The sequence below is a fragment of the Haemophilus parainfluenzae genome, assembly GCF_003252755.1.
Taxonomy (GTDB): domain Bacteria; phylum Pseudomonadota; class Gammaproteobacteria; order Enterobacterales; family Pasteurellaceae; genus Haemophilus_D; species Haemophilus_D parainfluenzae_N.
In genome coordinates this window covers 40,363-63,855 of sequence record NZ_QEPT01000005.1, presented here as the reverse complement: position 1 = coordinate 63,855, position 23,493 = coordinate 40,363, and the positions used below count along the sequence as shown (strand labels likewise).

Genomic DNA, 23,493 nt, shown 5'->3' with positions numbered 1-23,493 from the left:
ACCTTAAACTTTGTCGCTAAATAAAAAAATTGCGGAATTTTAACCTGAAATGGTGTTTTATGCTATGATTTCCGCAAAAATTTTAATGAAAAAAGGAGTTCATTATGTCAGAAATTACCACATTACAACCGCAATTACTTTGGAAATGGTTTGATCAAATTTGTGCGATTCCACATCCATCTCATCACGAAGATGCACTCGCGACCTTTATTGTTAACTGGGCGAAAGAAAAACAATTTTTTGCTGAGCGTGATGAAGCCGGTAATGTATTAATCCGTAAACCCGCCACAGTAGGAATGGAAAACAGCCAACCCGTTGTCTTACAAGCACATTTAGATATGGTGCCACAAGCCAATGAAGGCAATCCGCATAATTTTACCCAAGACCCGATTCGCCCTTATATCGACGGTGATTGGGTAAAAGCACAAGGTACGACACTTGGCGCAGATAACGGTATCGGTTTAGCCTCTACCTTAGCGGTATTAGAAAGTACCGATATTGCACATCCACCACTTGAAGTGTTACTCACCATGACTGAAGAAACCGGCATGGATGGTGCTGTACACCTTCGCCGCAACTGGTTAAAATCGGAAATCTTAATTAATACCGATACCGAAGAAATCGGTGAAATCTATATTGGTTGTGCTGGTGGGGTAAATGCGAATGTTGAGTTACCTGTTCACCGTGAAAACAATTCATTTAGCCACGCCCTACAAATTAACTTAAAAGGTTTACGAGGCGGTCACTCTGGTTGTGATATTCACACCACACGTGCGAATGCAATTAAAGTATTAGCACGCTTATTAGCAAAACTTACACAAAATCAACCGCACTTTGCCCTTGCAGAAATTCGTGGTGGCTCAATTCGTAATGCGATTCCACGTGAAGCGGCTGCAACCATTTGCTTCAATCATGATGTTGAAAGCGTAAAAACCGCGGTCAAAAATTTTGAAGTTTTATTGAAAGAAGAGCTCGCTATTGCTGAACCTAACTTAACCTTAACCGCTGAACAAGTTGAAAATCCACAACAAACTTTCACGCTTGAAACCACCAAAAAAGTGATTAATTTGCTGAACGTCTTACCAAATGGTGTAATCCGCAACAGTGATGTAATCAAAAACGTGGTGGAAAGCTCGTTGAGCATTGGTGTATTAAAAAACCTTGAAGATAAAATCAAAGGCACGATTCTTATTCGCTCACTTATTGAAAGTGGTAAAGAGTATGTAGAAGAAACTTTAAGCTCACTCGCTGAACTCACTGGTGCAACGGTCGAATTCTCAGGTTCTTACCCTGGTTGGAAACCGGTAAACGACACGGCAATTTTAGCCTTAATGAAAAAACATTATGCAGAAGTGCTTGGCAAAGAGCCTGAGATTAAAGTGATTCATGCAGGGCTTGAATGTGGCTTGTTGAAAGAACATTATCCGAACATTGAGATGATTTCTGTGGGGCCTACTATTCGCAATGCACATTCACCAGATGAAAAAGTCCAAATTTCAACAGTACAAACATACTGGGAATTACTCACTAAAGTCTTAGCGGATATTAAATAATCTACAAATAAAAAGGGCTAAATATTAAATTTAGCCCTTTATTTTTTATCCTTTATAAACTACGTAATGCTTCGATACGTTTTTCAAGCGGTGGATGGCTCATAAAGAGTTCACTGCGTTTGCCGTTAATCATAAAGGCATTGAGTGAACCTTCCATCTCTTGCGGCTCATGAATTTGTTGTAAACGTTGCAATGCCGCAATCATTTTTTCTTTACCTACAAGGTGCGCAGAACCAGCATCTGCACGATATTCACGATAGCGTGAGAACCACATTGCGATAATGCTCGCTAAAATACCAAATACAATTTCTAACACCATTGAAACTAAGAAATAAATGCCTGAGCTGCGGCTTTCTTCATCACCATTACGAGAACTTGCTACCACATTAGCAATTACACGAGATAAGAAAATCACAAAGGTATTCAATACGCCTTGTAATAAGGTCATGGTCACCATATCGCCATTCGCGATGTGTGAGACCTCATGAGCCAATACCGCCTCAGCCTCTTCTTCCGTCATGGAGTTTAATAAACCCGTACTAATCGCCACTAAAGAATTGTTTTTGGTTGCACCGGTAGCAAAGGCATTCGCATCATTGGAATGATAAATCGCTACATCTGGCATCGGAATGCCGACCTGTTGCGCTTGACGGCGTACAGTTTCTACTAACCAACGCTCTGCCTGATTACGTGGTTCGGTAATCACTTCCGCCCCCACAGAGCGCAATGCCATGGTTTTTGATAAAAATAATGAAATCAACGAGCCAGCAAAACCGAAAAGCATCGCCATAATTAAAATGCCACCTGTACTATTTCCTGCAATACCGGTCACATTTAAAATAATCCCTAACACAAGCATTACAGCAAAGTTAGTAGCTAAAAATAAAAGGATTCGCATCATAATAAAGTTCCTCAATAAAATAGAAAGTAAACACTGCAATAATGGAGAATTTTTTACAAAATTCAAGGTTAAACAAATAATTTATTGTAAATCTTCTAAGGTATTAAAATTTACAAATCGTCCTTCTTGTTCGTCAAATTGGACAGCAACCGCCCCATTTTTGTTCATAAATTGTAATAAGCGACGTTCGCCCTTATTTAAATAGGCACGTAACTTCTCTTTAAGTTGAACAGACATCAAACAAAATGTCGGGTGTTCACGCGCTTTATCTTTTGCATAAGCCACTAAAGTGCGGTCATTTTTAACCGCACTTTTTAGTTTTTCTAATAAGTTTTGCGGAAAATATGGGCTATCACAAGGCACAAAAAGTACAAAATCTGTTTTAGCTTGTTCGAGTGATGTTAGCATACCACTCAACGGTCCCTGAAAATCAGGCAATTCATCTGAAAATACAGGGAAACCCCATTGTGCATATTCCTCATGGTGACGATTAGCATTAATCGAAATATCAATCACTTGAGGTTGTAAGCGCTCAATCACATGGCTAATTAACGGTTTATTTTTTAAAAGCTGTAAGCCTTTATCCGCTCCATTCATTCTCCGTGCTTTTCCACCAGCCAAAATAACCGCACTTATTGTATATTCCATATTTTCTTATTGCCTTATTTGAAGTATGATCTAGCCTTATTTTTCTCCATTTAAAAGGAAATAGCAATGAAATGTAAGCGTTTAAATGAAGTTTTGGAACTTTTACAACCTTACTGGTCTAAAGACCCAGATCTTAGCTTGCTACAAATTTTGCAAAAAATTGCTGATGAAGCAGGTTTCGATAAGCCCGTAGCAGAATTATCTGATGAAGTGATTATTTATCATTTAAAAATGCACGGTACAGATAAACTTGAGCCGATTCCAGGTATCAAAAAAGATTATGAAGAAGATTTTAAAACCGCATTGTTAAAAGCGCGCGGAATTATTAAATAAGGAAAACAAATGAAAAAAGTTTTATTTTTACTCGGTGCTTTATTTTCATTTAACGCATTCGCAGCTAATTTAGAAGAAGGCAAACAATACATTCAAGTGAGCCAAACCGCTTCTGCACAGCCTGAAGTGATTGAATTTTTCTCTTTCTACTGCCCGCATTGCTATGCCTTTGAAATGGAATACCACATTCCAAAACAAGTGGCAGAAAGCTTACCAAAAGGCACTGAATTTAAACAATATCACGTTAACTTCTTAGGTCGTCAATCTGAAAATCTCACTCGTGCATGGGCATTAGCGATGGCGCTTGACGCAGAAAACAAAGTAAAAGCGCCTTTATTTGAAGCCGCACAACAAGATAAATTAAGCTCAATGGATGATATTCGTAAAATCTTCATTGATAGCGGTGTAACTGCTGAACAATTTGATAACAACATCAACAGCTTTGCTGTAAACGGTTTAGTGAATAAACAAGTGAATGCGGTTGAGCAGTTTAAAGTACATGGCGTACCTGATTTCTATGTCAATGGCAAATATCGTGTAAACCCTGAAGGCTTAAATTACGATGATTTCGTCAAAGATTATGTAGAAACCGTGAAAGGTTTATTGCAAAAATAAAAAAAAATTGGTTTAATGCCTGCCGTTTTTAAATATAAAGAAGAGAGATGATTATGGCTGCTAGTTTCAGTGTTACTCGTCGTTTTTTTGACGACAAAAACTACCCACGCGGATTTTCCCGTCACGGTGATTATACAATCAAAGAATCCCAAGTATTAGAGCAATATGGTCAAGCGTTTAAAGCATTAGATTCAGGCGAACGCAAGCCAGCGACAAAAGAAGAAAAAGAATTTGTTGCTTTTTGCCGTGGTGAACGTGCACCAGAAACTTTCTTCGAAAAAACCTGGAATAAATATCGTACTCGCATTAACACAACAAAACGTGTTTACACCTTATCAGGAGATGTGAGCGAAGCGGCTTCTGGCGGCGAAGATTATTCTGGCGAATAATACACTTAAAAAGGCAGGCAGAAGCTTGCCTTTTGCTTTTTTACTCAATCCCCATGCTTGCCAAGGGCTGTGGGATATTTATCATTCAAACGTAAACATCAATGCAACTACCCATTTCCCAATATACCGAACTCCTGCAAAAAAAGACTGAAAAACTGACCGCACTTTTGCAGCCCTTTAACGCCCCAGAAATAGCCGTGTTTGATTCACCGACTAGCCATTATCGGATGCGTGCAGAATTTCGTATTTGGCATGATAAAGGCGATTTTTATCACATCATGTTTGATCAAAGCACCTTGCAGCGCTATCGAGTAGATGAATTCCCGATTGCCAGTGAACTGATAAATCGCATGATGAAAGCCTTACTACCGTTGTTAAAAACGCAGGAAGTATTGCATAAAAAACTGTTTCAAATTGATTATTTGAGCACGCTTAGCAATAAAATTATTGTAAGCCTGCTTTACCACAAGCAACTTACGGAAGAATGGCAAAATGCTGCCGAAAACTTGAAAGGCGAATTACAACAACTTGGTTTTGATGTGCAACTGATTGGTCGTGCGAGTAAACAAAAAATCTGTTTAGAGCAAGATTTTGTCGATGAAGTGTTACCGATAAAAGGACGCAATTATGTTTATCGCCAAGTAGAAAATAGTTTCACTCAGCCAAATGCAGCCGTGAATTGCAAGATGTTGGAATGGGCGATTGATTGCACTCAAGGTTCTCAGGGCGATTTATTAGAGCTGTACTGCGGCAACGGCAATTTCTCTATCGCCCTTGCACAAAACTTCCGTAAAGTCCTTGCTACCGAAATCGCCAAGCCATCTGTTGCAGCTGCACAATTTAATATTGCGGAAAATGGTATAGATAATCTGCAAATTATTCGTATGTCCGCAGAAGAATTTACCCAAGCCATGAATGGTGTACGTGAGTTTAATCGCTTAAAAGGCATTGATTTAAAAGCCTATCAATGCAATACAATTTTTGTTGATCCACCACGAGCAGGGCTTGACCCTGACACGGTAAAACTGGTGCAGAATTACGATCGTATTTTGTATATTTCCTGCAACCCACATACCCTTTGTGAGAATTTGCAAACCCTAAGCCAAACCCACCGCATTGAAAAAGCGGCGCTGTTTGATCAATTCCCTTATACAGATCATATGGAAAGCGGCGTATGGCTGGTGAAAAAATAAAAATTCAACTGCTTGCCGAAGCGGGAACATTGTCAGAATTGACCGCACTTTGCGCCCCTCTTGGTATCGAGCATTGTACTGAAAGCCCACTTGCATTGGTGCAAACTGAAACTCACCTAGCCCTACGCAAACTGGATGAACCCAAGTTGGGCGATGTGTTTGTAGATTTCGTAGCTGGTGCGATGGCGCATCGTCGTAAATTTGGTGGTGGACGTGGCGAAGCTATTGCCAAAGCTGTAGGTATTAAGGGTGCAGAATTGCCGAGCGTGATTGATGCCACAGCAGGACTTGGTCGAGATGCCTTTATTTTAGCTTCTATCGGTTGCCAAGTGCGTTTAGTGGAGCGTCATCCGGTAGTATATTTACTATTGCAGGATGGCCTCAACCGCGCTTATCAGGATGCAGAAATAGGTGAAATGATGCAACAAAATATACGCTTACTAAATGTTCATCATATTGCCGAACTTAATCCACAAATCGATAGTGCTGATGTGGTGTATTTGGATCCAATGTATCCGCACAAGCAAAAATCCGCCCTAGTCAAAAAAGAAATGCGTGTATTCCAACATTTGGTTGGTGCCGATTTGGATGCCGATGAACTCTTGACACCTGCGCTACAATTAGCCCGTAAACGCGTGGTGGTAAAACGTCCTGATTATGCGGAATTCTTAGCGCAAAAAGCGCCCCATGTTAGTCGTGAAACCAAAAATCACCGCTTTGATATTTATATGGGAGAAGCACGATGCTAAAAGAAAGTGCCATTGTGATGAGCTATGATGCAGAAACCGGTCTTGCTAAAGTGAAATGTCAGTCACAAAGCGCCTGTGGAGCTTGTTCGGCTAGAGAAGCCTGTGGAACAGCTTCTCTTTCTGAGCTTAACGGAAAACGAGGTGAACATATCTTTACGCTAGAAACCATCACGCCACTCCGTGCAGGCCAAATGGTAGAAATCGGTCTAGAAGAAAAATCCATGTTATTTTCTGCATTATTGATGTATATCGTACCGCTTTTCACTTTATTAGTTGCAACATTGCTTTCTAGCTATATCAGTGAAAATGAACTTATGCGTGCGATTTTAATCTTTATTTTGACCGCACTTTCCTTTGTCATGGTTAAACGTTACACCCGAAAACTCGGTCAACAAACGGAATTTCAGCCTGTATTGTTGAGAGTATTGTCCTAAATAAAAAGAACGGTTGAAAACAATTAAATTTTCAACCGCTCTTTTGTACTTAGCTTATTGCAACCTACCACTTGAAAGGCCTACATGAAAATGTAGGCTTTTCTTTTTTAATTAGCTTGTGATTTTTTAAGATCAAATTTGTAAGAAACAAAGCCATACAATGTCCAACCAATAAAGGTCACAATTGAACCATATAACATCGCTTGTTCACCCGCTGCATAAAGTGCATAGATACTATAGAGAGAACCAATAAAGGCAACAAAAACGGTTGTTTTATATTTTTGTGGCGCAACATTTTCCGCTTTCAATAACACTGCAAGAGCAGCCATTGAGAGCAAGTATGGAATGACGTTTGTGACCACTGCTAAGTCCACTAACACATTGAATTGTTTATTTAATGATGGGCTAATTGTCATTAGAGAAAGTAAAGTTTGTAACGCAGTAATAGTCACCATACCAACAATTGGTGCATCTTTACTGGTAACTTTTTTGAAGAATGCTGGGAAATAACCTTCTTCTGCTGAAGATTTGAATACTTGAGCAATAGTGAACTGCCAGCCTAATAATGAACCAAAGCAAGACATAACCATTAAGCCCATGATGACTTTACCGATTGTTTCATTAAACATATGAGCAAAGGCTAAACCAAATGGTGCTGTTGAGTTAGCAAGTTCAAGGTTAGGTACAATACCTGCGATCACGTTAGTTGAAACGATATAAATTACCGCTGCCCCTAAAGTACCACCAAGTACTGCGATTGGTACGTTTTTCTCTGGGTTTTCAACAGCATCTGCATTCGCACAAGCTGATTCTAATCCTAAGAACGCCCATAATGTCATTGAAATAGAGACGCCAATCGCTTCAAAGGTAGGCACATTGTGTGGGTTCCAAGAATTTATATACATCGTACCATCAAACCATTTCCAACCGATGATAGAAATACCGACCACAGGGATAATTACACCCCAAATAGTGAATGAACTGATGTTACCAGTGATTCTAGCACCACCAAAGTTAAGAATGGTCGCAAGCCACAGTGTAAAGATTGTCCATAATGCAATAGAAAGTGGAGAAAGGGTTGCACCAAGGAACTCGGAACCATAACCCACAGCAGAAATCGCGATTGCTGTATTCGCAATAACTAACGACACACCGTAAGTGTAGTTTGCCATGAAGTTACCGGCTTTGCCGAAAGAGTATTCCGCATAACCGCCCATACCACCAGATTTTTTACTGAACATACCACATTGTGCGAATGCGTAAGCTAAGGCTGTTGAACCAACGGCTGTTACAAGCCAAGAAACGATGGAGATAGTCCCAATTTCGGCTAATTTGGTCGGTAACATAATGATACCAGAACCCATCATATTAACCATGGTAAGAATGGTGAGTTGTACCACACCAATTTTATTACTTTTAGCACTCATAATTTATACTCCTACAAGTGCGGTCAAAAAATCAGATGTTTTTAACCGCACTTTTTTGTTTGTGCTGAGAGAGTTATGAAGAAGATCCTCACAATCTCTCTTTATTAATAGTCAGTTAAAACATAGCCATATGCACGAGTACGTCCATCAGGGTCTTTTTGTAAGTAAACCCCTTGGATTTCAGGTGCGAAACCAGGTAATGTATTGATCCCTTCTTCTAATGCAAGGAAATATTGTTGTGCTGTAGTGCTCCATTTTTCTCCTGGCACTACACATAACACACCTGGAGGGTAAGGTAACGCACCTTCCGCAGCCACACGACCAACAATATCAGTCAACGGAACGAGTTCAACTTTGTTACGCACTAACTCAATATTTGCATCATGTGGATTTAATACATATTCTGGTAATGTCGCTTTGCGGAACAAATCTTTTTGAAGTTGTTTTACATTGCGGCTTACATAAAGGTCATGCATTTCTTGGCATAATTGACGGATTGTGTAACCTTTGTAGCGGTCTTCGTTGTTTTTGTACACAGTTGGCAATACATCTTTTAATAAAGAGTCTTGTTTAATGTGTTTTTCAAACAAGGCGATTTGAGCAACCAAAGTTTGCATTTTGGTGAGGGTTTCTGCCGGAGTGAGCAAGAATAAAATTGAGTTCAAGTCACATTTTTCCGGAATAATACCGTTTTCACGTAAGTAGTTAGCAAGAATAGTTGCTGGTACACCAAATTTTTCATATTCACCGGTTTCTAAGCTAATACCTGGCGTGGTAAGCAAGAATTTACATGGGTCAACGAAGTATTGTTCATCAGCATAGCCTTCAAATTTATGCCATGTATCTGTTGGGTGGAATTTGAAGAATTCGAGATTAGTTGCAATTTCTTCTGTGTCATAATCTTGCCATTTTTTACCTTTAATTGTGGTTGGAATAAATGGACGAATTAATTCACAGTGATTTAATACTAATTTACGTGCTTCGATACCCACTTTCACACATTCATGCCATAAACGACGACCCGCTTCACTACCTTGAATTTTCGCATTCACATCTAATGCCGCAAATAATGGATAAAATGGACTGGTTGATGCATGTAACATAAAGGCATTATTGAAACGTTTGTGGTTTACATAACGATCTTGACCTTTAATGTGTTTATCTTTTTTGTGAATTTGTGAAGTTTGTGAGAAACCTGCTTGTTGTTTATGAACAGATTGAGTCACTAAAATACCAGGGTCATTTTCATTTAATTCAAGCAATAATGGCGAGCAGTCTTTCATCATTGGAATGAATTGTTCATAACCTACCCATGCAGAGTCGAATAAGATGTAGTCACAAAGATGACCAATTTTATCTACCACTTGACGTGCGTTATAAATTGTACCGTCATAAGTACCTAATTGGATAACCGCTAAACGGAATGGACGTTTTTGATTTAATTTTTCAGGTGCGACTTCTTTAATTAATGATTTCAAATAATCTTCTTCGAAACAGTGACTATCGATACCACCAATGAAACCAAATGGGTTACGTGCAGTTTCTAAGTAAATTGGAGTTGCACCCGCTTGAATTAATGCACCATGGTGGTTTGATTTATGGTTATTACGGTCAAATAATACTAAATCGCCCGGAGCAAGTACTGCGTTTAACGCAACTTTGTTTGAAGAAGATGTACCATTTAATACGAAGTAAGTTTTATCTGCATTGAATACTTGAGCCGCATATTTTTGTGCATCACAAGCTGCCCCTTCGTGAATTAACAAGTCACCTAATTTCACGTCAGCATTACAAATATCTGAACGGAAAATGTTTTCACCGTAGAAGTCATAAAGGAAACGACCTGCTGGATGTTTACGATAGTATTGACCACCTTGGTGTCCTGGACAGTCAAAAGCAATATTACCCATTTCCACATATTCACTTAACATTTTGAAGAATGGCGGTAACATTTTTTCTTCATAAAGTTTTGCTGCAGTTTCGATTTGACGACTATAAAGCTTAATGTCATAACCATTTAAATCTTGAATATGATAAATAGCATCATAAAATTTTGGATCAACTTGTTCTTCTTCTGTTTGAACAACAAATACTGGGATACCAAAGTTTGTTGCTTGAATACGTTCAAGGTATTCACCTACATCCCCCGATGTCAGCACAATAGCAGCAACATCAGTAAAGTCTGTTTTGGTAATTTCAACTAATTCTCTATTTGTAGAGAAATATTGTTCAACTTTTGGACTACATGCAATTTTTAAGTTTGACATAATAAACTCCTTTTATTTATTTTTTGACGTAAAGCTACCCTGCGTTATTAATTTTAATAACACAATAGATTTATTTAGAATAAAAAAACCTTCTCTAGTTTTTTATAAAAAAACTAAAGTAATAATTTTTTATTTTAAATTAAATAAGATTAAGTTAATTTCGAAAAAATATTTTTTGCCTATTTTAGGCAACACAAAAATATTCAGAAATTAATCTGTGGAGACTCTCTAAACAGAGAGAAAAACTCTGTTTAGAGAGTCGTATTGGATGGTTTGTTTTGAGAAGCGAATACTGAGTATGAAAAGCAAGAGCGATGAGACGGCATCATAATATGGCGTGTACGACGGATATGAGCCATCAAAGAGCGACCTTTTATCGGATTAAACCGTAAAAGTCTCAATACTTTCGTATGGACGTATCTGTGTATATATGTACGCAGTAGCATAGAAAAAATCCTTCTTTTTATCTAAACTAACCTTTGTTAGGTATATTCTCTTCTCATGCAAAGATTATGTCAATAATATTTTTCAAAAAATGTGATCGTTATCAAAAAATAAATTTAAATTTCATATAAAATAAAACCACAAAAACTACGGAAATAAATTATTATTAAAATTAGATGATGAATAACGTTATCAATTTAACGAGAGCTTTCCTAAGCTAAACTTGCCACCATTACCGCCTTAATGGTATGCATACGGTTTTCAGCTTGTTCAAATGCAATATTCATCGGAGACTCAAAAACATCTTCTGTGACTTCAATACCATTTGCTAATTCAGGATATTTTTCTGCAATTTGACGACCCATTTGGGTTTCACTGTTATGGAATGCAGGTAAACAATGCATGAATTTTACTTTTGGATTACCCGTACGCTTCATGAGTTCTGGCGTGACTTGATAAGGAAGCAATAACTTAATGCGCTCTGCCCAAGCGTCTAATGGTTCGCCCATTGAAACCCAAACATCGGTATGCACAAAATCAACACCTCTTACGGCTGTGTCGATATCTTCAGTGACAGTAATTTGCGCACCACTTTCTTTAGCAAAACCTTCACACATTTCAACAAAACCGGCTTCTGGCAATAAGGCTTTAGGACCGCAAATACGCACATCCATCCCAAGTTTAGACCCAATCAATAAAAGAGAATTCCCCATGTTATTACGCGCATCACCAATATACACATAACTAATTTGACGAAGTGGCTTGTCACAATGTTCAATCATCGTAAGAACATCCGCAAGCATTTGTGTTGGATGAAATTCATCCGTTAAACCATTAAACACAGGCACACCTGCATAATCCGCAAGTTCTTGAACAGTACTTTGTTTAAAGCCTCGATACTCAATCGCATCATACATTCGCCCAAGGACTCTCGCAGTGTCTTTCATACTTTCTTTATGCCCAATCTGAGATGAATTTGGATCAATGTAAGTCACTTGTGCACCTTGATCATGAGCCGCTACTTCAAAAGCACAACGGGTTCGCGTTGAGGTCTTTTCAAAAATCAGTGCGATATTTTTACCTTTAAGTTGTTGCTGCTCTGTTCCTGCATATTTAGCACATTTCAAATCACGTGATAAATCTAACAAGTAATTAATTTCTCGTTCTGAATGATGAACAAGACTCAATAGGTGTCTATTTTTAAGATTAAAAGCCATAGCTATCTCCTTATCGGATGCCATCAATAAATGCAGGCTACCTTACTGTGAATGACTTAATTTTTAGCGGATTGGATAGCCTATTTTTGTCCCAAACGTGAAGTTTTGCAACCGAATTCAATCCTTTATTTTGTGATGCTCATCACACTTCATTTCAGAACTTTATATTGCGCTTTCTTTATATGTAAAAGAGATTTAAAATCCCGTCAATTCTCACACAACAGGAGCACATATGATCAACAGAAGAGATTTCATCCAGCTTGGCGCAAGCAGCATTTTAGCCTTAAGTGCGAGCCGTTTTGCTTTTGCGAAAAGCGACACACAAGTCGATTTACGTATTGTAGCAACGACCGATATTCACAGTTTTTTGACTGACTTCGATTACTACAAAGATGCACCGACTGAGAAATTCGGTTTTATCCGTGCTGCAAGCTTGATTCGTCAAGCTCGTCAAGAGGTAAAAAACAGCGTTTTAGTTGATAACGGTGACTTAATCCAAGGTAACCCAATCGCTGACTATCAAGCGGCTAAAGGTTATAAAGAAGGCAAACCAAACCCAGCCGTAGATTGCTTAAATGCAATGCACTATGAAGTGGGCACATTAGGTAACCACGAGTTTAACTATGGCTTAGATTATTTAGCGGATGCGATTAAACAAGCTAAATTTCCTATCATCAATGCCAACGTAGTGAAAGTAGGCACTGAAGAGCCCTATTTCACACCTTATGTAATTCAAACGAAAGAAGTGGTGGATAGCCAAAGTAAAACGCACAAACTAAACATTGGTTATATCGGTTTTGTGCCACCACAAATTATGGTGTGGGATAAAGCAAATTTACAAGGCAAAGTTGAAACGCGCGATATCGTGAAAACCGCACAAAAATATGTGCCAGAAATGAAACAAAAAGGTGCCGATATTATTGTGGCACTTGCACACACTGGGCCATCTGACGAACCATATCAAGAAGGTGCAGAAAACTCAGCATTCTACCTTGCTGATGTACCACACATTGATGCGATTGTATTCGGTCATTCTCACCGTTTATTCCCGAATAAAGAGTTCGCCAAATCACCCAATGCGGATATTGCTAAAGGTACTGTGAAAGGCGTGCCTGAAAGTATGGCAGGTTACTGGGCAAACAACATCAGTGTGATTGACTTAACCCTTGCTCAACACAACGGCAAATGGTTAGTGGCTGATGGTAAAGCGGCTCTTCGTCCAATTTACGATGCAGAAAACAAAAAAGCGACCACAGAAAGTGATGCAGAATTGACCGCACTTTTAAAACCTGTGCATGAAGCCACCCGTGAATTCGTGGCACAGCCAATCGGTAAAGCGACCGATAACATGTATAGCTACTTAGCCCTAGTGCAAGATGACCCAACCATTCAAATTGTGAACCAAGCACAAAAAGCTTATGTGGAAAAGGTAGCACCAAGTGTTGCGGCAATGGCGGGCTTACCAATTTTAAGTGCGGGCGCACCATTTAAAGCCGGCGGACGTAAAAATGACCCTACTGGCTATACTGAAGTTAACAAAGGTGAATTAACCTTCCGTAATGCAGCAGATTTATACCTCTATCCAAATACCTTAGTTGTTGTCAAAGCAACAGGTGAAGAATTGAAAGAATGGTTAGAATGTAGCGCAGGGATGTTTAAACAAATCGATCCAACAAGTGACAAACCACAATCTTTACTTGATTGGGACGGTTTCCGTACTTATAACTACGATGTGATTGACGGCGTAAATTATGAATTCGACCTAACTCAACCACCGCGTTATGACGGCGAATGTAAATTGATTAACCCGAACTCACACCGCGTGGTGAATTTAACTTACCAAGGTAAACCGGTTGATCCAAAAGCAGAATTCTTAATTGCAACTAACAACTATCGTGCTTACGGTAATAAATTCCCAGGCACAGGCGATGCGCACATTGTTTACGCTTCTCCTGATGAAAACCGCCAAATTCTTGCGGATTATATCAAAGCAGAAAGCGAAAAAAATGGCCATGTAAACCCAAGTGCGGATAAAAACTGGCGTTTTGCAGCAATTAAAGGTAACGATAAATTAGACGTGCGTTTTGAAACCTCGCCAAGCGAACAAGCCGCGAAATTTATTCAAGACAATGCGCAATACCCAATGAAGAAAGTCGGCACTGACGAAGTTGGCTTTGCGGTATATCAAATCGATTTATCGAAATAACAAAAAAGGGCGTGCTCAGCACGCCCTACTTATATCAAAGTGCGGTCAATTTTGACCTTATTTTTCTTCTTTTGGAAGTCTGATTAAGGAAAAGATCAAGCCGCCCCAAATCACTAAAAGCGCCACAATCATCATTGTAATTGCAATACTTGTCATCTTTATTCTCCTTTTTCTTCAAGCTTGAAGTTGTCTTCATTTTTCCATTTTAAACGAGAAAGAATGAACGAAACGACTACAAGCAAAATTGCCATACCCCAACCAAAGGTATTTACGAACCAACTTGGATAACCCTCATAACCTTCTGTAAATACCTTCGCACCTTCACTCAATAACATAAAGGCAAGAATACCGGTGGTGATGACAATGCATAAACGCCATAGGAAACCGACTTTGAATGAAGAGCTTTGATTTAAGTGGTTGCCTAATAAGCCTAGTTTTTCATTTGCTACAATCACAATTAATGAAACAAATGCCACTGCTACAATACCGAAGTAGTTTACAAATTTATCCAACACATCAAGCATTGGTAAGCCAGTTGTCGTACCAAATAAAATGACTGATACCACCATCATTGGTAAACCAACAACAAAGGTCGCTTTTGCTCGACGTAAACGGAGTTTATCTTGAATCGCTGAAATAATTACTTCAATAACAGAGATAAATGAGGTTAATGCCGCAAAGGTTAATGAACCAAAGAACAATACCCCTAATACTTCACCGAATGGTGCTTTGTTAATAATAGTTGGGAATGCAAAGAAGGCTAAACCAATACCTCCTTTTGCCACTTCACTCACTTCTACACCTTGTGCAGTTGCGATGAAACCTAATGCCGCAAATACACCGATACCTGCAAGTACTTCAAAACTTGAGTTTGCAAAACCGACAACCAAGCCGCTACCTGTTAAATCAGAATCTTTTTTCAAGTACGATGCATACGTGATCATAATCCCGAAACAGATGGAAAGAGAGAAGAAGATTTGACCGTAAGCCGCAATCCACACGCTTGGGTTAGACAGTTTTGACCAATCTGGTGTAAATAACGCGTTCAAGCCTTTTTCTGCACCAGGTAAGAATAAAGAATAAACCACCAATGCCACAAACATTACGACTAAAACAGGCATTAAGATATCTGAAGATTTAGAAATTCCTTTTTGAATACCTAAAGAAAGCACGCCTAACGCCACTAACCATACAGCAATTAATGGGCCTGTCACCATGCCTACAAACTCAAAGCTCACACCGTTGCTGATCTCACCCATTTTTAAGAATTCGTGTAGGAAGAAATCAATCGGTTGGTCACCCCAAGCAGAATTAAGTGAGAAATAGGTATAGCTTGCCGCCCAACCTAATACTACTGCGTAGTAAAGACCGATGATGACGTTCACCATTACTTGCCACCAACCAAACACTTCAAAGTGTGGGTTAAAGCGACGATAAGAAAGCGGTGCACCACCACGATGGCGATGACCAATTGCATAATCTAAAAAAAGCAATGGAATACCGGCGGTTAAAAGTGCAATAAGGTAAGGGATAATAAATGCACCGCCTCCGTTTTCATAAGTGGTGTAAGGGAAACGCCAAATGTTTCCTAAACCAACAGCGGATCCAATCGCCGCCATAATAAATGCTTTCCGACCAGAGAAGGTCTCGCGCTTTGCGTTTGACTGCGTCATATTAAGTTCCTTTTGAATGAAGAAAGATTTCAATATAATGAATTCTAAAACCGAGTCAAGAACTTGGTTTAAAGAGAGGTTAAATTCAGTGAATTTTTTTTTAATTTTACTGTCTAAAAGCCGTATTTAACTACTGTCAACAAAACAACCAAAAGGAAACATTTATGGATCTTAACAGCATTTTAAACCAAGTTTTAGATGTCGCTAAAAACTCTGCAAGCAAACTTGAAACTGGCAATCAAACTATCGACTCTCTCACCAAAGTAGGTGGTGGTGCAGCGTTAGGCGGTATTTTATCGATGATTTTAGGCCGTAGTGGCGGTGCAAGCCTAGCTAAATTAGGTTCGCTTGCCGTTTTAGGTAACCTTGCTTATCAAGCTTACCAAAACTATCAAAAATCCCAACAAAGCAGCCAACCAAAAATCTCAGAAAATGCATTTGATGTATTAAACTCATCAAGCCATGTAGATGCAGGTGAATTAATTTTACGTACTATGATCGCCGCAGCGGCAGCAGATGGTGAAATTACTGAAGATGAAAAACAAACTATTGCAAACGAAGCAGGTAACAATCCTGAATTAGCACAATGGCTTGCACAAGAAATTCAAAATCCAATTTCTATCAATGAAATTGCTCGTCTTGTAGGCAACGATACTGCACTTGCAAGCAATGTATACTTAGCTGCTCGTTTAGTAAGTAAAGATTTATCTCGCAAAGAAATCATTTTCTTAGCAGATTTAGCGCAAGCGTTAGGTTTAGACGATGCGCTTGTCGAACAATTAGAAAAACAAGCCGGCTTCTAATTTTGCGTACAGAAAACATCGTATTTTCTGACCGCACTTCTCATCAAAAAACACGATAATCTTGGTTATCGTGTTTTTTTCATCTGTTTTTTCGCGAAAACCTAACCAAAGGCGAAAAATTCCGCTACAATGCAAAACTTCAATATTCATAAAATTATTTAATAATCATAAAAACGGGAAGCAACATGACAGGCGCACAACTCATTATCGAATGTTTAAAAGCGCACGGTGTAACCGATCTTTTCGGCTACCCAGGCGGGGCAATCATGCCAACCTATGATGCCATCTATGACTCAGGTCTTGACCATCTCCTTTGTCGTAATGAACAAGGTGCCGCAATAGCCGCGATTGGTTATGCTCGCTCTACGGGTAAAGTTGGCGTATGTGTCGCAACGTCAGGCCCAGGCGCAACCAACTTAGTAACAGGTTTAGGCGACGCCTTTGCTGATTCTGTACCTATCGTGGCATTTACTGGTCAAGTAGCAGCACCACTTATCGGTACAGATGCTTTCCAAGAAGCCGATGTTTTAGGTTTATCCCTTGCGTGTACCAAACACAGCTATATTGTTCAATCTGTTGAAGAACTTCCTGAAATTATTGCTTCCGCTTTTCAAATTGCACAAAGTGGCAGACCTGGCCCTGTTCTCATTGATGTGCCTCGCAACATCCAAGTAAGTGATGTGCCAGAACATATCAAACCTATAGTCAAACCGATCGTAAAACCAACCGCACTTTCAGAATTAAAATTAGCTGAAGCAAAAGCATTATTGGCGCAAGCGAAAAAACCGGTGCTTTATGTGGGTGGCGGTGTTGGTATGGCGAAAGCTACACAAACGGTCAAAAAATTCCTACAAATCACCCAAATGCCATCTGTTTCAACATTGAAAGGTTTAGGCTCAATTGACCCAACCGATCCCGTTTATATGGGTATGATTGGTATGCACGGTACAAGAGCTGCAAACGTTGCCGTGCAAGAATGTGATTTATTATTAGTATGCGGTGCACGTTTTGATGACCGTGTGACCGGTAAATTAGACAGTTTTGCTCCACATGCGAAAGTCATTCATTGTGATATTGATGCCGCGGAAATCAACAAACTTCGCATGGCAAATGTCGCCCTTCAAGGTGATTTAATTCAAGCCTTAGAGGCTTTAAGTATTCCGCTTGCAATTGATGATTGGCGAGCACACATCCAATCGTTAAAAGCCAAACTCGATTTCACTTATATCGATAATGAAGGTAATCGTCCTATTAACCCTTGGTCATTGCTTAACACACTTTCACAGCGTAAACCTCAAAATGCCGTGATTTGTACCGATGTGGGCCAACATCAAATGTGGTCTGCGCAACATATGCGTCATTTTGCACCAGAAAACTATATCACCTCCGCAGGCTTCGGCACAATGGGATTTGGTTTACCTGCAGCGGTAGGCGCGAAAAAAGCACGTCCTCATGATGAAGTGATTTTAGTGACAGGCGATGGCTCATTGATGATGAACATTCAAGAATTAGGCTCAATCAAACGCGGTAATTTGCCGGTAAAAATTTTGCTGTTAGATAACCAACGCCTTGGTATGGTGCGTCAATGGCAAGACCTTTTCTGGAATAAACGTCGTTCTGAAACTATTTTAGAAGATAACCCTGATTTCGTGATGTTAGCGAAAGCCTTTGATATTCCAGCTGAACGCATTGAACAAGCTGACGAAGTAGATAAAGCGCTTAATCGTTTATTAAATAGCGAAACCGCTTATTTGCTACAAGTATGTATTCCATCTGATGAATGTGTGTGGCCATTAGTCCCACCGGGTGCATGTAATGCTGATATGTTGGAGGAAATTTAAAATGAACCAATATACTTTTGAATTGACTGTTCAACATCGTCCTGAAGTTTTAGAACGTGTATTACGCGTTATTCGCTTGCGCGGTTTCACTGTGACTAATATGGAAATGGCACTAGTGGAAACACAAGTGCCATTAAAAATCACTGTAAAATCTGACCGCACTTTTGATCTGTTGGTAAATCAGTTAGCAAAATTGCCGGATGTGATTGAAATAAAGTAAAGGAATCAAAAATGAAAAAGCTATTATCATTCATAATGCTGTGTTCATTATTGTGTTTATCAGCATGTACGGTAGATAAAAATATACAGTCTAATGTAACATCAAGTAAAGAACCCATTGAGATGTTTATGTTTAGCCAAGATGGTGGACTTTTCGTCTTTACCAATAAGGAAAATTTTGAACTCCGAGGCCCCGCAATCTCTGATTTATCGAAATTTTTAAATAGCTCTTATACCAAAACAGTTGAAAAGGTGGAACCGGTCTTCCTTATTGATCAAGAAGACAAACAGGTTATTGCAACGTTAAGATTGTATGCACGGGTAGATAACTTAACGGAAAAACAACGCAGTGAATTATTAAAGACATTTATGTTCCAGCAGACAACAGAAGTACTCAAAAATAAATTGCAACAACGCTATGGCATTTCAGCTCAGTTTGATATTTATGATGTGATTTATGAGGCGAGAGGTGTTAGTCGACAATATGAAAATCGAGATGAATTGTTAGCAAAATATAAACTTGCAAAACCGATTATGGCAACGGTGGACCGATATTATGGTAGTAAAGTTAATACCTCTTCGTATTCTGATGATGATAAAACTATTAACCCACTGACTATTTTAACCGCACCATTATGGTTTCCGGTTGCTATGTTAACTTGTTTGGGTGACAAAGATTCAAGCACTGGATTCGGTACATTTTTTGATCCTTGCCCATTCCGTTAAATAGCAATAAAGTGCGGTTAAAAATCACTGTAAAATCTGACCGCACTTTTATTTTAATCGATAGGCTCTTTATCTGAATAATTACATTTATAAACTTAATTTTATCAAATAATTTCTTCGTATTATCTTCTGACAAATCTCCCCTACCCCTCTTTGCTAAAGAGGGGATTGAAATGAGATAAAATTAGATCTTAGCGTTTATGATTTAGCTAACTAAAATGAAAGTGAGAAAATTGTTGCTCATTAACTAAAGATTCCCCCCTCTTTAGCAAAGAGGGGTAGGGGAGATTTGGCAGTATTCATTAACGAAGAAATTAAACAACATAACGAACTTTAACAAAAATTTACTTGGAGAGATTATTTATGCCAAAACTACGTTCTGCGACCAGTACACAAGGTCGTAATATGGCAGGTGCACGTGCCTTATGGCGTGCAACAGGGATGAAAGAAAATGACTTCGGAAAACCCATTATTGCGGTAGTGAACTCCTTCACCCAATTCGTCCCGGGGCATGTGCATTTAAAAGACATGGGACAACTGGTCGCGGCGGAAATTGAAAAAGCAGGCGGCGTGGCAAAAGAATTCAATACCATTGCGGTGGATGATGGAATCGCAATGGGCCACGGCGGGATGCTTTATTCCTTACCAAGCCGTGATTTAATCGCGGACAGCGTAGAATATATGGTTAATGCTCACTGTGCTGATGCGATGGTATGTATTTCTAACTGTGACAAAATCACCCCGGGAATGTTAATGGCCGCAATGCGTTTAAACATTCCAGCAATCTTCGTTTCAGGCGGCCCAATGGAAGCGGGTAAAACGAAATTATCCGATCAACTTATTCGCTTAGATTTAGTGGATGCAATGATTGAAGCTGCAGATCCGAATGTAAGTGATGAGCGTATTGATGCGATTGAGCGCAGTGCTTGCCCTACCTGTGGTTCTTGCTCAGGGATGTTTACTGCTAATTCAATGAACTGCTTAACCGAAGCCTTAGGTTTATCTTTACCTGGCAATGGCTCGATGTTAGCGACCCATACTGACCGCAAAGAATTATTCTTAAAAGCTGGTCGTCAAATTGTTGAGCTTTGTAAACGTTATTACGAGCAAGACGATGAAAGTGTATTGCCACGTTCAATTGGCATCTTTGAAGCCTTTGAAAATGCCATGAGTTTAGATATTGCGATGGGTGGTTCAAGTAATACCGTTTTACACTTATTAGCGGCTGCTCAAGAAGCAGGCGTAGATTTCAAAATGGAAGATATTGACCGCTTATCACGCGTTGTACCTTGCTTAAGCAAAATCGCCCCAAACACCAATAAATACCACATGGAAGATGTACACCGTGCAGGTGGCATTATGGGCTTATTGGGTGAATTAGATCGCGCAGGATTAATCCACCGTAATACCAAAACCGTGTTAGGAACAACACTAGAAGAACAATTAAATCAATACGATATCATTCGTAATAAAGACGAAGAATTACACAAATTCTTCCGTGCCGGCCCTGCAGGTATTCGTACCACGCAAGCCTTCTCACAAGATTGTCGTTGGGATAGCGTAGATGATGACCGTGTAAGTGGATGTATCCGTAACAAAGAAAATGCGATTTCTCAAGAAGGCGGTCTAGCGGTATTGTTTGGTAACATCGCTAAAGACGGCTGTATCGTAAAAACGGCGGGTGTGGATGAGTCTATCTGGAAATTCACCGGTCGTGCAATCGTATTCGAAAGCCAAGAAGATGCGGTAGCTGGCATTTTAGGTGGTAAAGTTAAAGAAGGCCATGTAGTAGTCATCCGCTACGAAGGTCCAAAAGGCGGCCCTGGTATGCAAGAAATGTTGTATCCAACGAGCTACTTAAAATCAATGGGCCTAGGTAAAAAATGTGCCTTATTAACGGATGGTCGTTTCTCTGGTGGTACATCTGGTTTATCTATTGGTCACGCTTCTCCTGAAGCAGCTTCTGGTGGTGCCATCGGTTTAGTACATGATGACGATATTATCGAAATCGATATTCCAAATCGCGCGATTAATCTTAAAATCAGCGATGAAGAATTAGCAAAACGCCGTACCGAGCAAGATGCCAAAGGCTGGCAACCAGCTCACCGTGAACGTGAAGTGTCATTCGCCTTAAAAGTATTTGGCCACTTCGCGACATCTGCGGATAAAGGTGCTGTGCGTGATAAAAGCCTATTAAAATAATCTCTAATCATTCCTCCTCTCTTTTATGAGAGGAGGATAAAAATAAAGAAAAAATTAACCGCACTTCATCATAAACAACAAATATCATGAAAAACCTACTCACCAATCCTCAACCCTCTCAATCGGATTACATTAACGCGATTGTCAAACTTGGTTCCAGAGTATATGAAGCCGCTACCGTAACGCCGCTACAAAAAATGGGTAAATTGTCTGATCGCCTACATAATAATATTTGGATTAAGCGTGAAGACCGCCAACCAGTAAATAGCTTTAAGCTGCGTGGTGCCTATGCGATGATTTCTAGCCTTTCTGATGAACAAAAACAGGCTGGTGTCATTGCTGCTTCTGCGGGTAACCATGCACAGGGCGTTGCTTTATCCGCTAAACAACTTGGCTTAAAAGCATTAATTGTTATGCCACAAAATACACCGAGCATTAAAGTGGATGCAGTCCGCGGTTTTGGTGGTGAAGTGTTGTTACACGGAGCTAATTTTGATGAAGCTAAAGCCAAAGCCATTGAGCTTTCAAAATCTAAACAGATGACATTTATCCCCCCATTTGATCATCCATTGGTTATCGCGGGGCAAGGTACATTGGCGATGGAAATGCTACAACAGGTAGCTGATTTGGATTATGTCTTTGTGCAAGTCGGTGGTGGGGGTCTCGCCGCTGGCGTAGCCATTTTGCTCAAACAATTTATGCCGGAAATTAAAGTCATTGGTGTAGAGTCCAAAGATTCAGCTTGTTTGAATGCAGCCTTAGAAAAAGGTGAACCTACAGATTTAGCACATGTTGGCTTATTCGCTGATGGTGTAGCGGTAAAACGTATTGGTGACGAAACATTCCGTTTATGTCAAAAATATTTAGACGGTATGGTGCTGGTAGACAGCGATGAAGTTTGTGCAGCAATGAAAGATTTATTCGAAAACGTTCGTGCTGTCGCAGAACCATCTGGCGCCCTAGGTCTAGCTGGTTTAAAAAAATACGTAAAACAAAACAATCTAGAAGGTAAAAATATGGCAGCGATTTTATCCGGTGCCAACCTCAACTTTCATACATTACGTTATGTTTCAGAGCGTTGCGAAATTGGTGAAAACCGTGAAGCTTTATTGGCTGTAACTATGCCTGAACAACCTGGTAGTTTCTTGAAATTTGCTCATGTCATCGGTAATCGTGCAGTAACAGAATTCAGTTATCGTTATGCAGATAATCAAAAGGCCTGTATTTTTGTTGGTGTGCGCACGACCAATGAATCTGAAAAAGCGGAGATTATTGCTGACTTAACGAAAAATGGCTTTGATGTAGAAGATATGTCTAATGATGATATCGCCAAAACTCACGTGCGTTATTTAATAGGTGGACGAGTTTCTAATCATCATGAACGACTTTATAGCTTTGAATTTCCAGAGCAAAAAGGCGCTTTACTTAAATTCTTAGAAATATTGGGTAAACGTTGGAATATTTCATTGTTCCATTACCGTGCACATGGAGCCGATTACGGTAATATTCTTGCGGCTTTCCAATTAGGCGAAAAAGATAACGCAGAATTTGAACAAGCTTTAGCAGAACTCGGCTATGTTTATGAAGATGTTAGTGAAAGTAAAGCGTATCGATATTTCTTACGATAGAAAAACAAAAAGAGCGGTCAAAATA

Annotated in this window: 22 protein-coding genes; 14 read left to right on the top strand and 8 right to left on the bottom strand. The window is 39.5% G+C overall.

The features are described from left to right. Positions 1-104: 104 nt before the first annotated feature. Positions 105-1,553, top strand: a complete 1,449-nt coding sequence (locus DPV95_RS07335; protein WP_049366687.1) for an aminoacyl-histidine dipeptidase — start codon at positions 105-107, stop codon at positions 1,551-1,553. A gap of 52 nt (positions 1,554-1,605) precedes the next feature. Here DPV95_RS07335 and htpX read toward each other — a convergent pair whose 3' ends face one another. Next, positions 1,606-2,457 (bottom strand): protease HtpX, encoded by an 852-nt coding sequence (gene htpX / locus DPV95_RS07330; protein WP_207974265.1) that lies wholly within the window; start codon positions 2,455-2,457, stop codon positions 1,606-1,608. Positions 2,458-2,535: 78 nt separating this feature from the next. Next, a complete protein-coding gene (mobA, locus tag DPV95_RS07325) occupies positions 2,536-3,102 on the bottom strand; it encodes a molybdenum cofactor guanylyltransferase MobA (protein WP_111406883.1) in 567 nt (188 codons plus the stop codon). A gap of 66 nt (positions 3,103-3,168) precedes the next feature. Here mobA and DPV95_RS07320 point away from each other — a divergent pair, with 66 nt between their 5' ends. The 6 genes from DPV95_RS07320 (at position 3,169) to DPV95_RS07295 (ending at position 6,815) form a co-directional block, all read left to right on the top strand. Next, positions 3,169-3,435 (top strand): YihD family protein, encoded by a 267-nt coding sequence (locus DPV95_RS07320; protein ID WP_005694923.1) that lies wholly within the window; start codon positions 3,169-3,171, stop codon positions 3,433-3,435. A 9-nt stretch (positions 3,436-3,444) separates the two neighbouring features. Continuing rightward, complete coding sequence (gene dsbA / locus DPV95_RS07315) at positions 3,445-4,050, top strand: thiol:disulfide interchange protein DsbA (RefSeq protein ID WP_111406882.1); 606 nt, start codon at positions 3,445-3,447, stop codon at positions 4,048-4,050. Between the two features lie 53 nt (positions 4,051-4,103). Beyond that, positions 4,104-4,439 (top strand): MaoP family protein, encoded by a 336-nt coding sequence (gene maoP / locus DPV95_RS07310; RefSeq protein WP_032804166.1) that lies wholly within the window; start codon positions 4,104-4,106, stop codon positions 4,437-4,439. 101 nt (positions 4,440-4,540) lie between these two features. Further along, positions 4,541-5,632 (top strand): tRNA (uridine(54)-C5)-methyltransferase TrmA, encoded by a 1,092-nt coding sequence (gene trmA / locus DPV95_RS07305; protein ID WP_111406881.1) that lies wholly within the window; start codon positions 4,541-4,543, stop codon positions 5,630-5,632. Further along, positions 5,614-6,381: a class I SAM-dependent methyltransferase gene (locus tag DPV95_RS07300; RefSeq protein ID WP_111304735.1), complete on the top strand. Its 768-nt coding sequence runs from the start codon at positions 5,614-5,616 to the stop codon at positions 6,379-6,381. The genes trmA and DPV95_RS07300 overlap by 19 nt, the downstream gene beginning before the upstream one ends. Beyond that, positions 6,375-6,815 (top strand): SoxR reducing system RseC family protein, encoded by a 441-nt coding sequence (locus DPV95_RS07295; RefSeq protein ID WP_165818932.1) that lies wholly within the window; start codon positions 6,375-6,377, stop codon positions 6,813-6,815. Before DPV95_RS07300 ends, DPV95_RS07295 begins: the two co-directional genes overlap by 7 nt. 107 nt (positions 6,816-6,922) lie before the next feature. Here the strand turns inward: DPV95_RS07295 and potE are convergent, their stop codons facing one another. The 4 genes from potE to DPV95_RS07275 all read right to left on the bottom strand — a co-directional run bounded on the left by potE (position 6,923) and on the right by DPV95_RS07275 (position 12,170). After that, positions 6,923-8,242, bottom strand: a complete 1,320-nt coding sequence (gene potE / locus DPV95_RS07290; RefSeq protein ID WP_049366693.1) for a putrescine-ornithine antiporter — start codon at positions 8,240-8,242, stop codon at positions 6,923-6,925. 104 nt (positions 8,243-8,346) lie between these two features. Then, on the bottom strand, positions 8,347-10,509 hold the full coding sequence (gene speF / locus DPV95_RS07285; protein WP_049366694.1) for an ornithine decarboxylase SpeF: 2,163 nt from the start codon (positions 10,507-10,509) through the stop codon (positions 8,347-8,349). Positions 10,510-10,760: 251 nt separating this feature from the next. Continuing rightward, the gene (speFL, locus tag DPV95_RS10675; RefSeq protein ID WP_005694931.1) at positions 10,761-10,955 is read right to left on the bottom strand and encodes a leader peptide SpeFL; all 195 of its coding nucleotides are present in this window, start codon (positions 10,953-10,955) and stop codon (positions 10,761-10,763) included. A 210-nt stretch (positions 10,956-11,165) separates the two neighbouring features. After that, positions 11,166-12,170: an ornithine carbamoyltransferase gene (locus DPV95_RS07275; protein ID WP_049366695.1), complete on the bottom strand. Its 1,005-nt coding sequence runs from the start codon at positions 12,168-12,170 to the stop codon at positions 11,166-11,168. Between the two features lie 232 nt (positions 12,171-12,402). Between DPV95_RS07275 and cpdB the strand changes: the two genes are divergently transcribed. Beyond that, complete coding sequence (gene cpdB, locus DPV95_RS07270) at positions 12,403-14,376, top strand: 2',3'-cyclic-nucleotide 2'-phosphodiesterase (RefSeq protein WP_049366696.1); 1,974 nt, start codon at positions 12,403-12,405, stop codon at positions 14,374-14,376. A gap of 57 nt (positions 14,377-14,433) precedes the next feature. Here cpdB and DPV95_RS07265 read toward each other — a convergent pair whose 3' ends face one another. After that, positions 14,434-14,532 (bottom strand): methionine/alanine import family NSS transporter small subunit, encoded by a 99-nt coding sequence (locus tag DPV95_RS07265; protein WP_032804161.1) that lies wholly within the window; start codon positions 14,530-14,532, stop codon positions 14,434-14,436. A 2-nt stretch (positions 14,533-14,534) separates the two neighbouring features. Continuing rightward, a complete protein-coding gene (locus DPV95_RS07260; protein ID WP_049366697.1) occupies positions 14,535-16,049 on the bottom strand; it encodes a sodium-dependent transporter in 1,515 nt (504 codons plus the stop codon). Between the two features lie 164 nt (positions 16,050-16,213). Between DPV95_RS07260 and DPV95_RS07255 the strand changes: the two genes are divergently transcribed. From DPV95_RS07255 to ilvA, 6 genes are all read left to right on the top strand, one after another. Beyond that, the gene (locus tag DPV95_RS07255) at positions 16,214-16,852 is read left to right on the top strand and encodes a tellurite resistance TerB family protein (protein ID WP_005699277.1); all 639 of its coding nucleotides are present in this window, start codon (positions 16,214-16,216) and stop codon (positions 16,850-16,852) included. Between the two features lie 185 nt (positions 16,853-17,037). Further along, complete coding sequence (gene ilvG, locus DPV95_RS07250; protein ID WP_049366698.1) at positions 17,038-18,693, top strand: acetolactate synthase 2 catalytic subunit; 1,656 nt, start codon at positions 17,038-17,040, stop codon at positions 18,691-18,693. Between the two features lies 1 nt (position 18,694). After that, complete coding sequence (gene ilvM, locus DPV95_RS07245) at positions 18,695-18,913, top strand: acetolactate synthase 2 small subunit (protein WP_005699189.1); 219 nt, start codon at positions 18,695-18,697, stop codon at positions 18,911-18,913. 11 nt (positions 18,914-18,924) lie between these two features. After that, positions 18,925-19,638, top strand: a complete 714-nt coding sequence (locus tag DPV95_RS10630) for a hypothetical protein (RefSeq protein ID WP_239660973.1) — start codon at positions 18,925-18,927, stop codon at positions 19,636-19,638. Positions 19,639-20,001: 363 nt separating this feature from the next. Beyond that, on the top strand, positions 20,002-21,840 hold the full coding sequence (gene ilvD / locus DPV95_RS07235; RefSeq protein WP_049366699.1) for a dihydroxy-acid dehydratase: 1,839 nt from the start codon (positions 20,002-20,004) through the stop codon (positions 21,838-21,840). 86 nt (positions 21,841-21,926) lie between these two features. Beyond that, the gene (gene ilvA / locus DPV95_RS07230) at positions 21,927-23,468 is read left to right on the top strand and encodes a threonine ammonia-lyase, biosynthetic (protein WP_049366700.1); all 1,542 of its coding nucleotides are present in this window, start codon (positions 21,927-21,929) and stop codon (positions 23,466-23,468) included. The last annotated feature ends 25 nt before the right edge of the window (positions 23,469-23,493 follow it).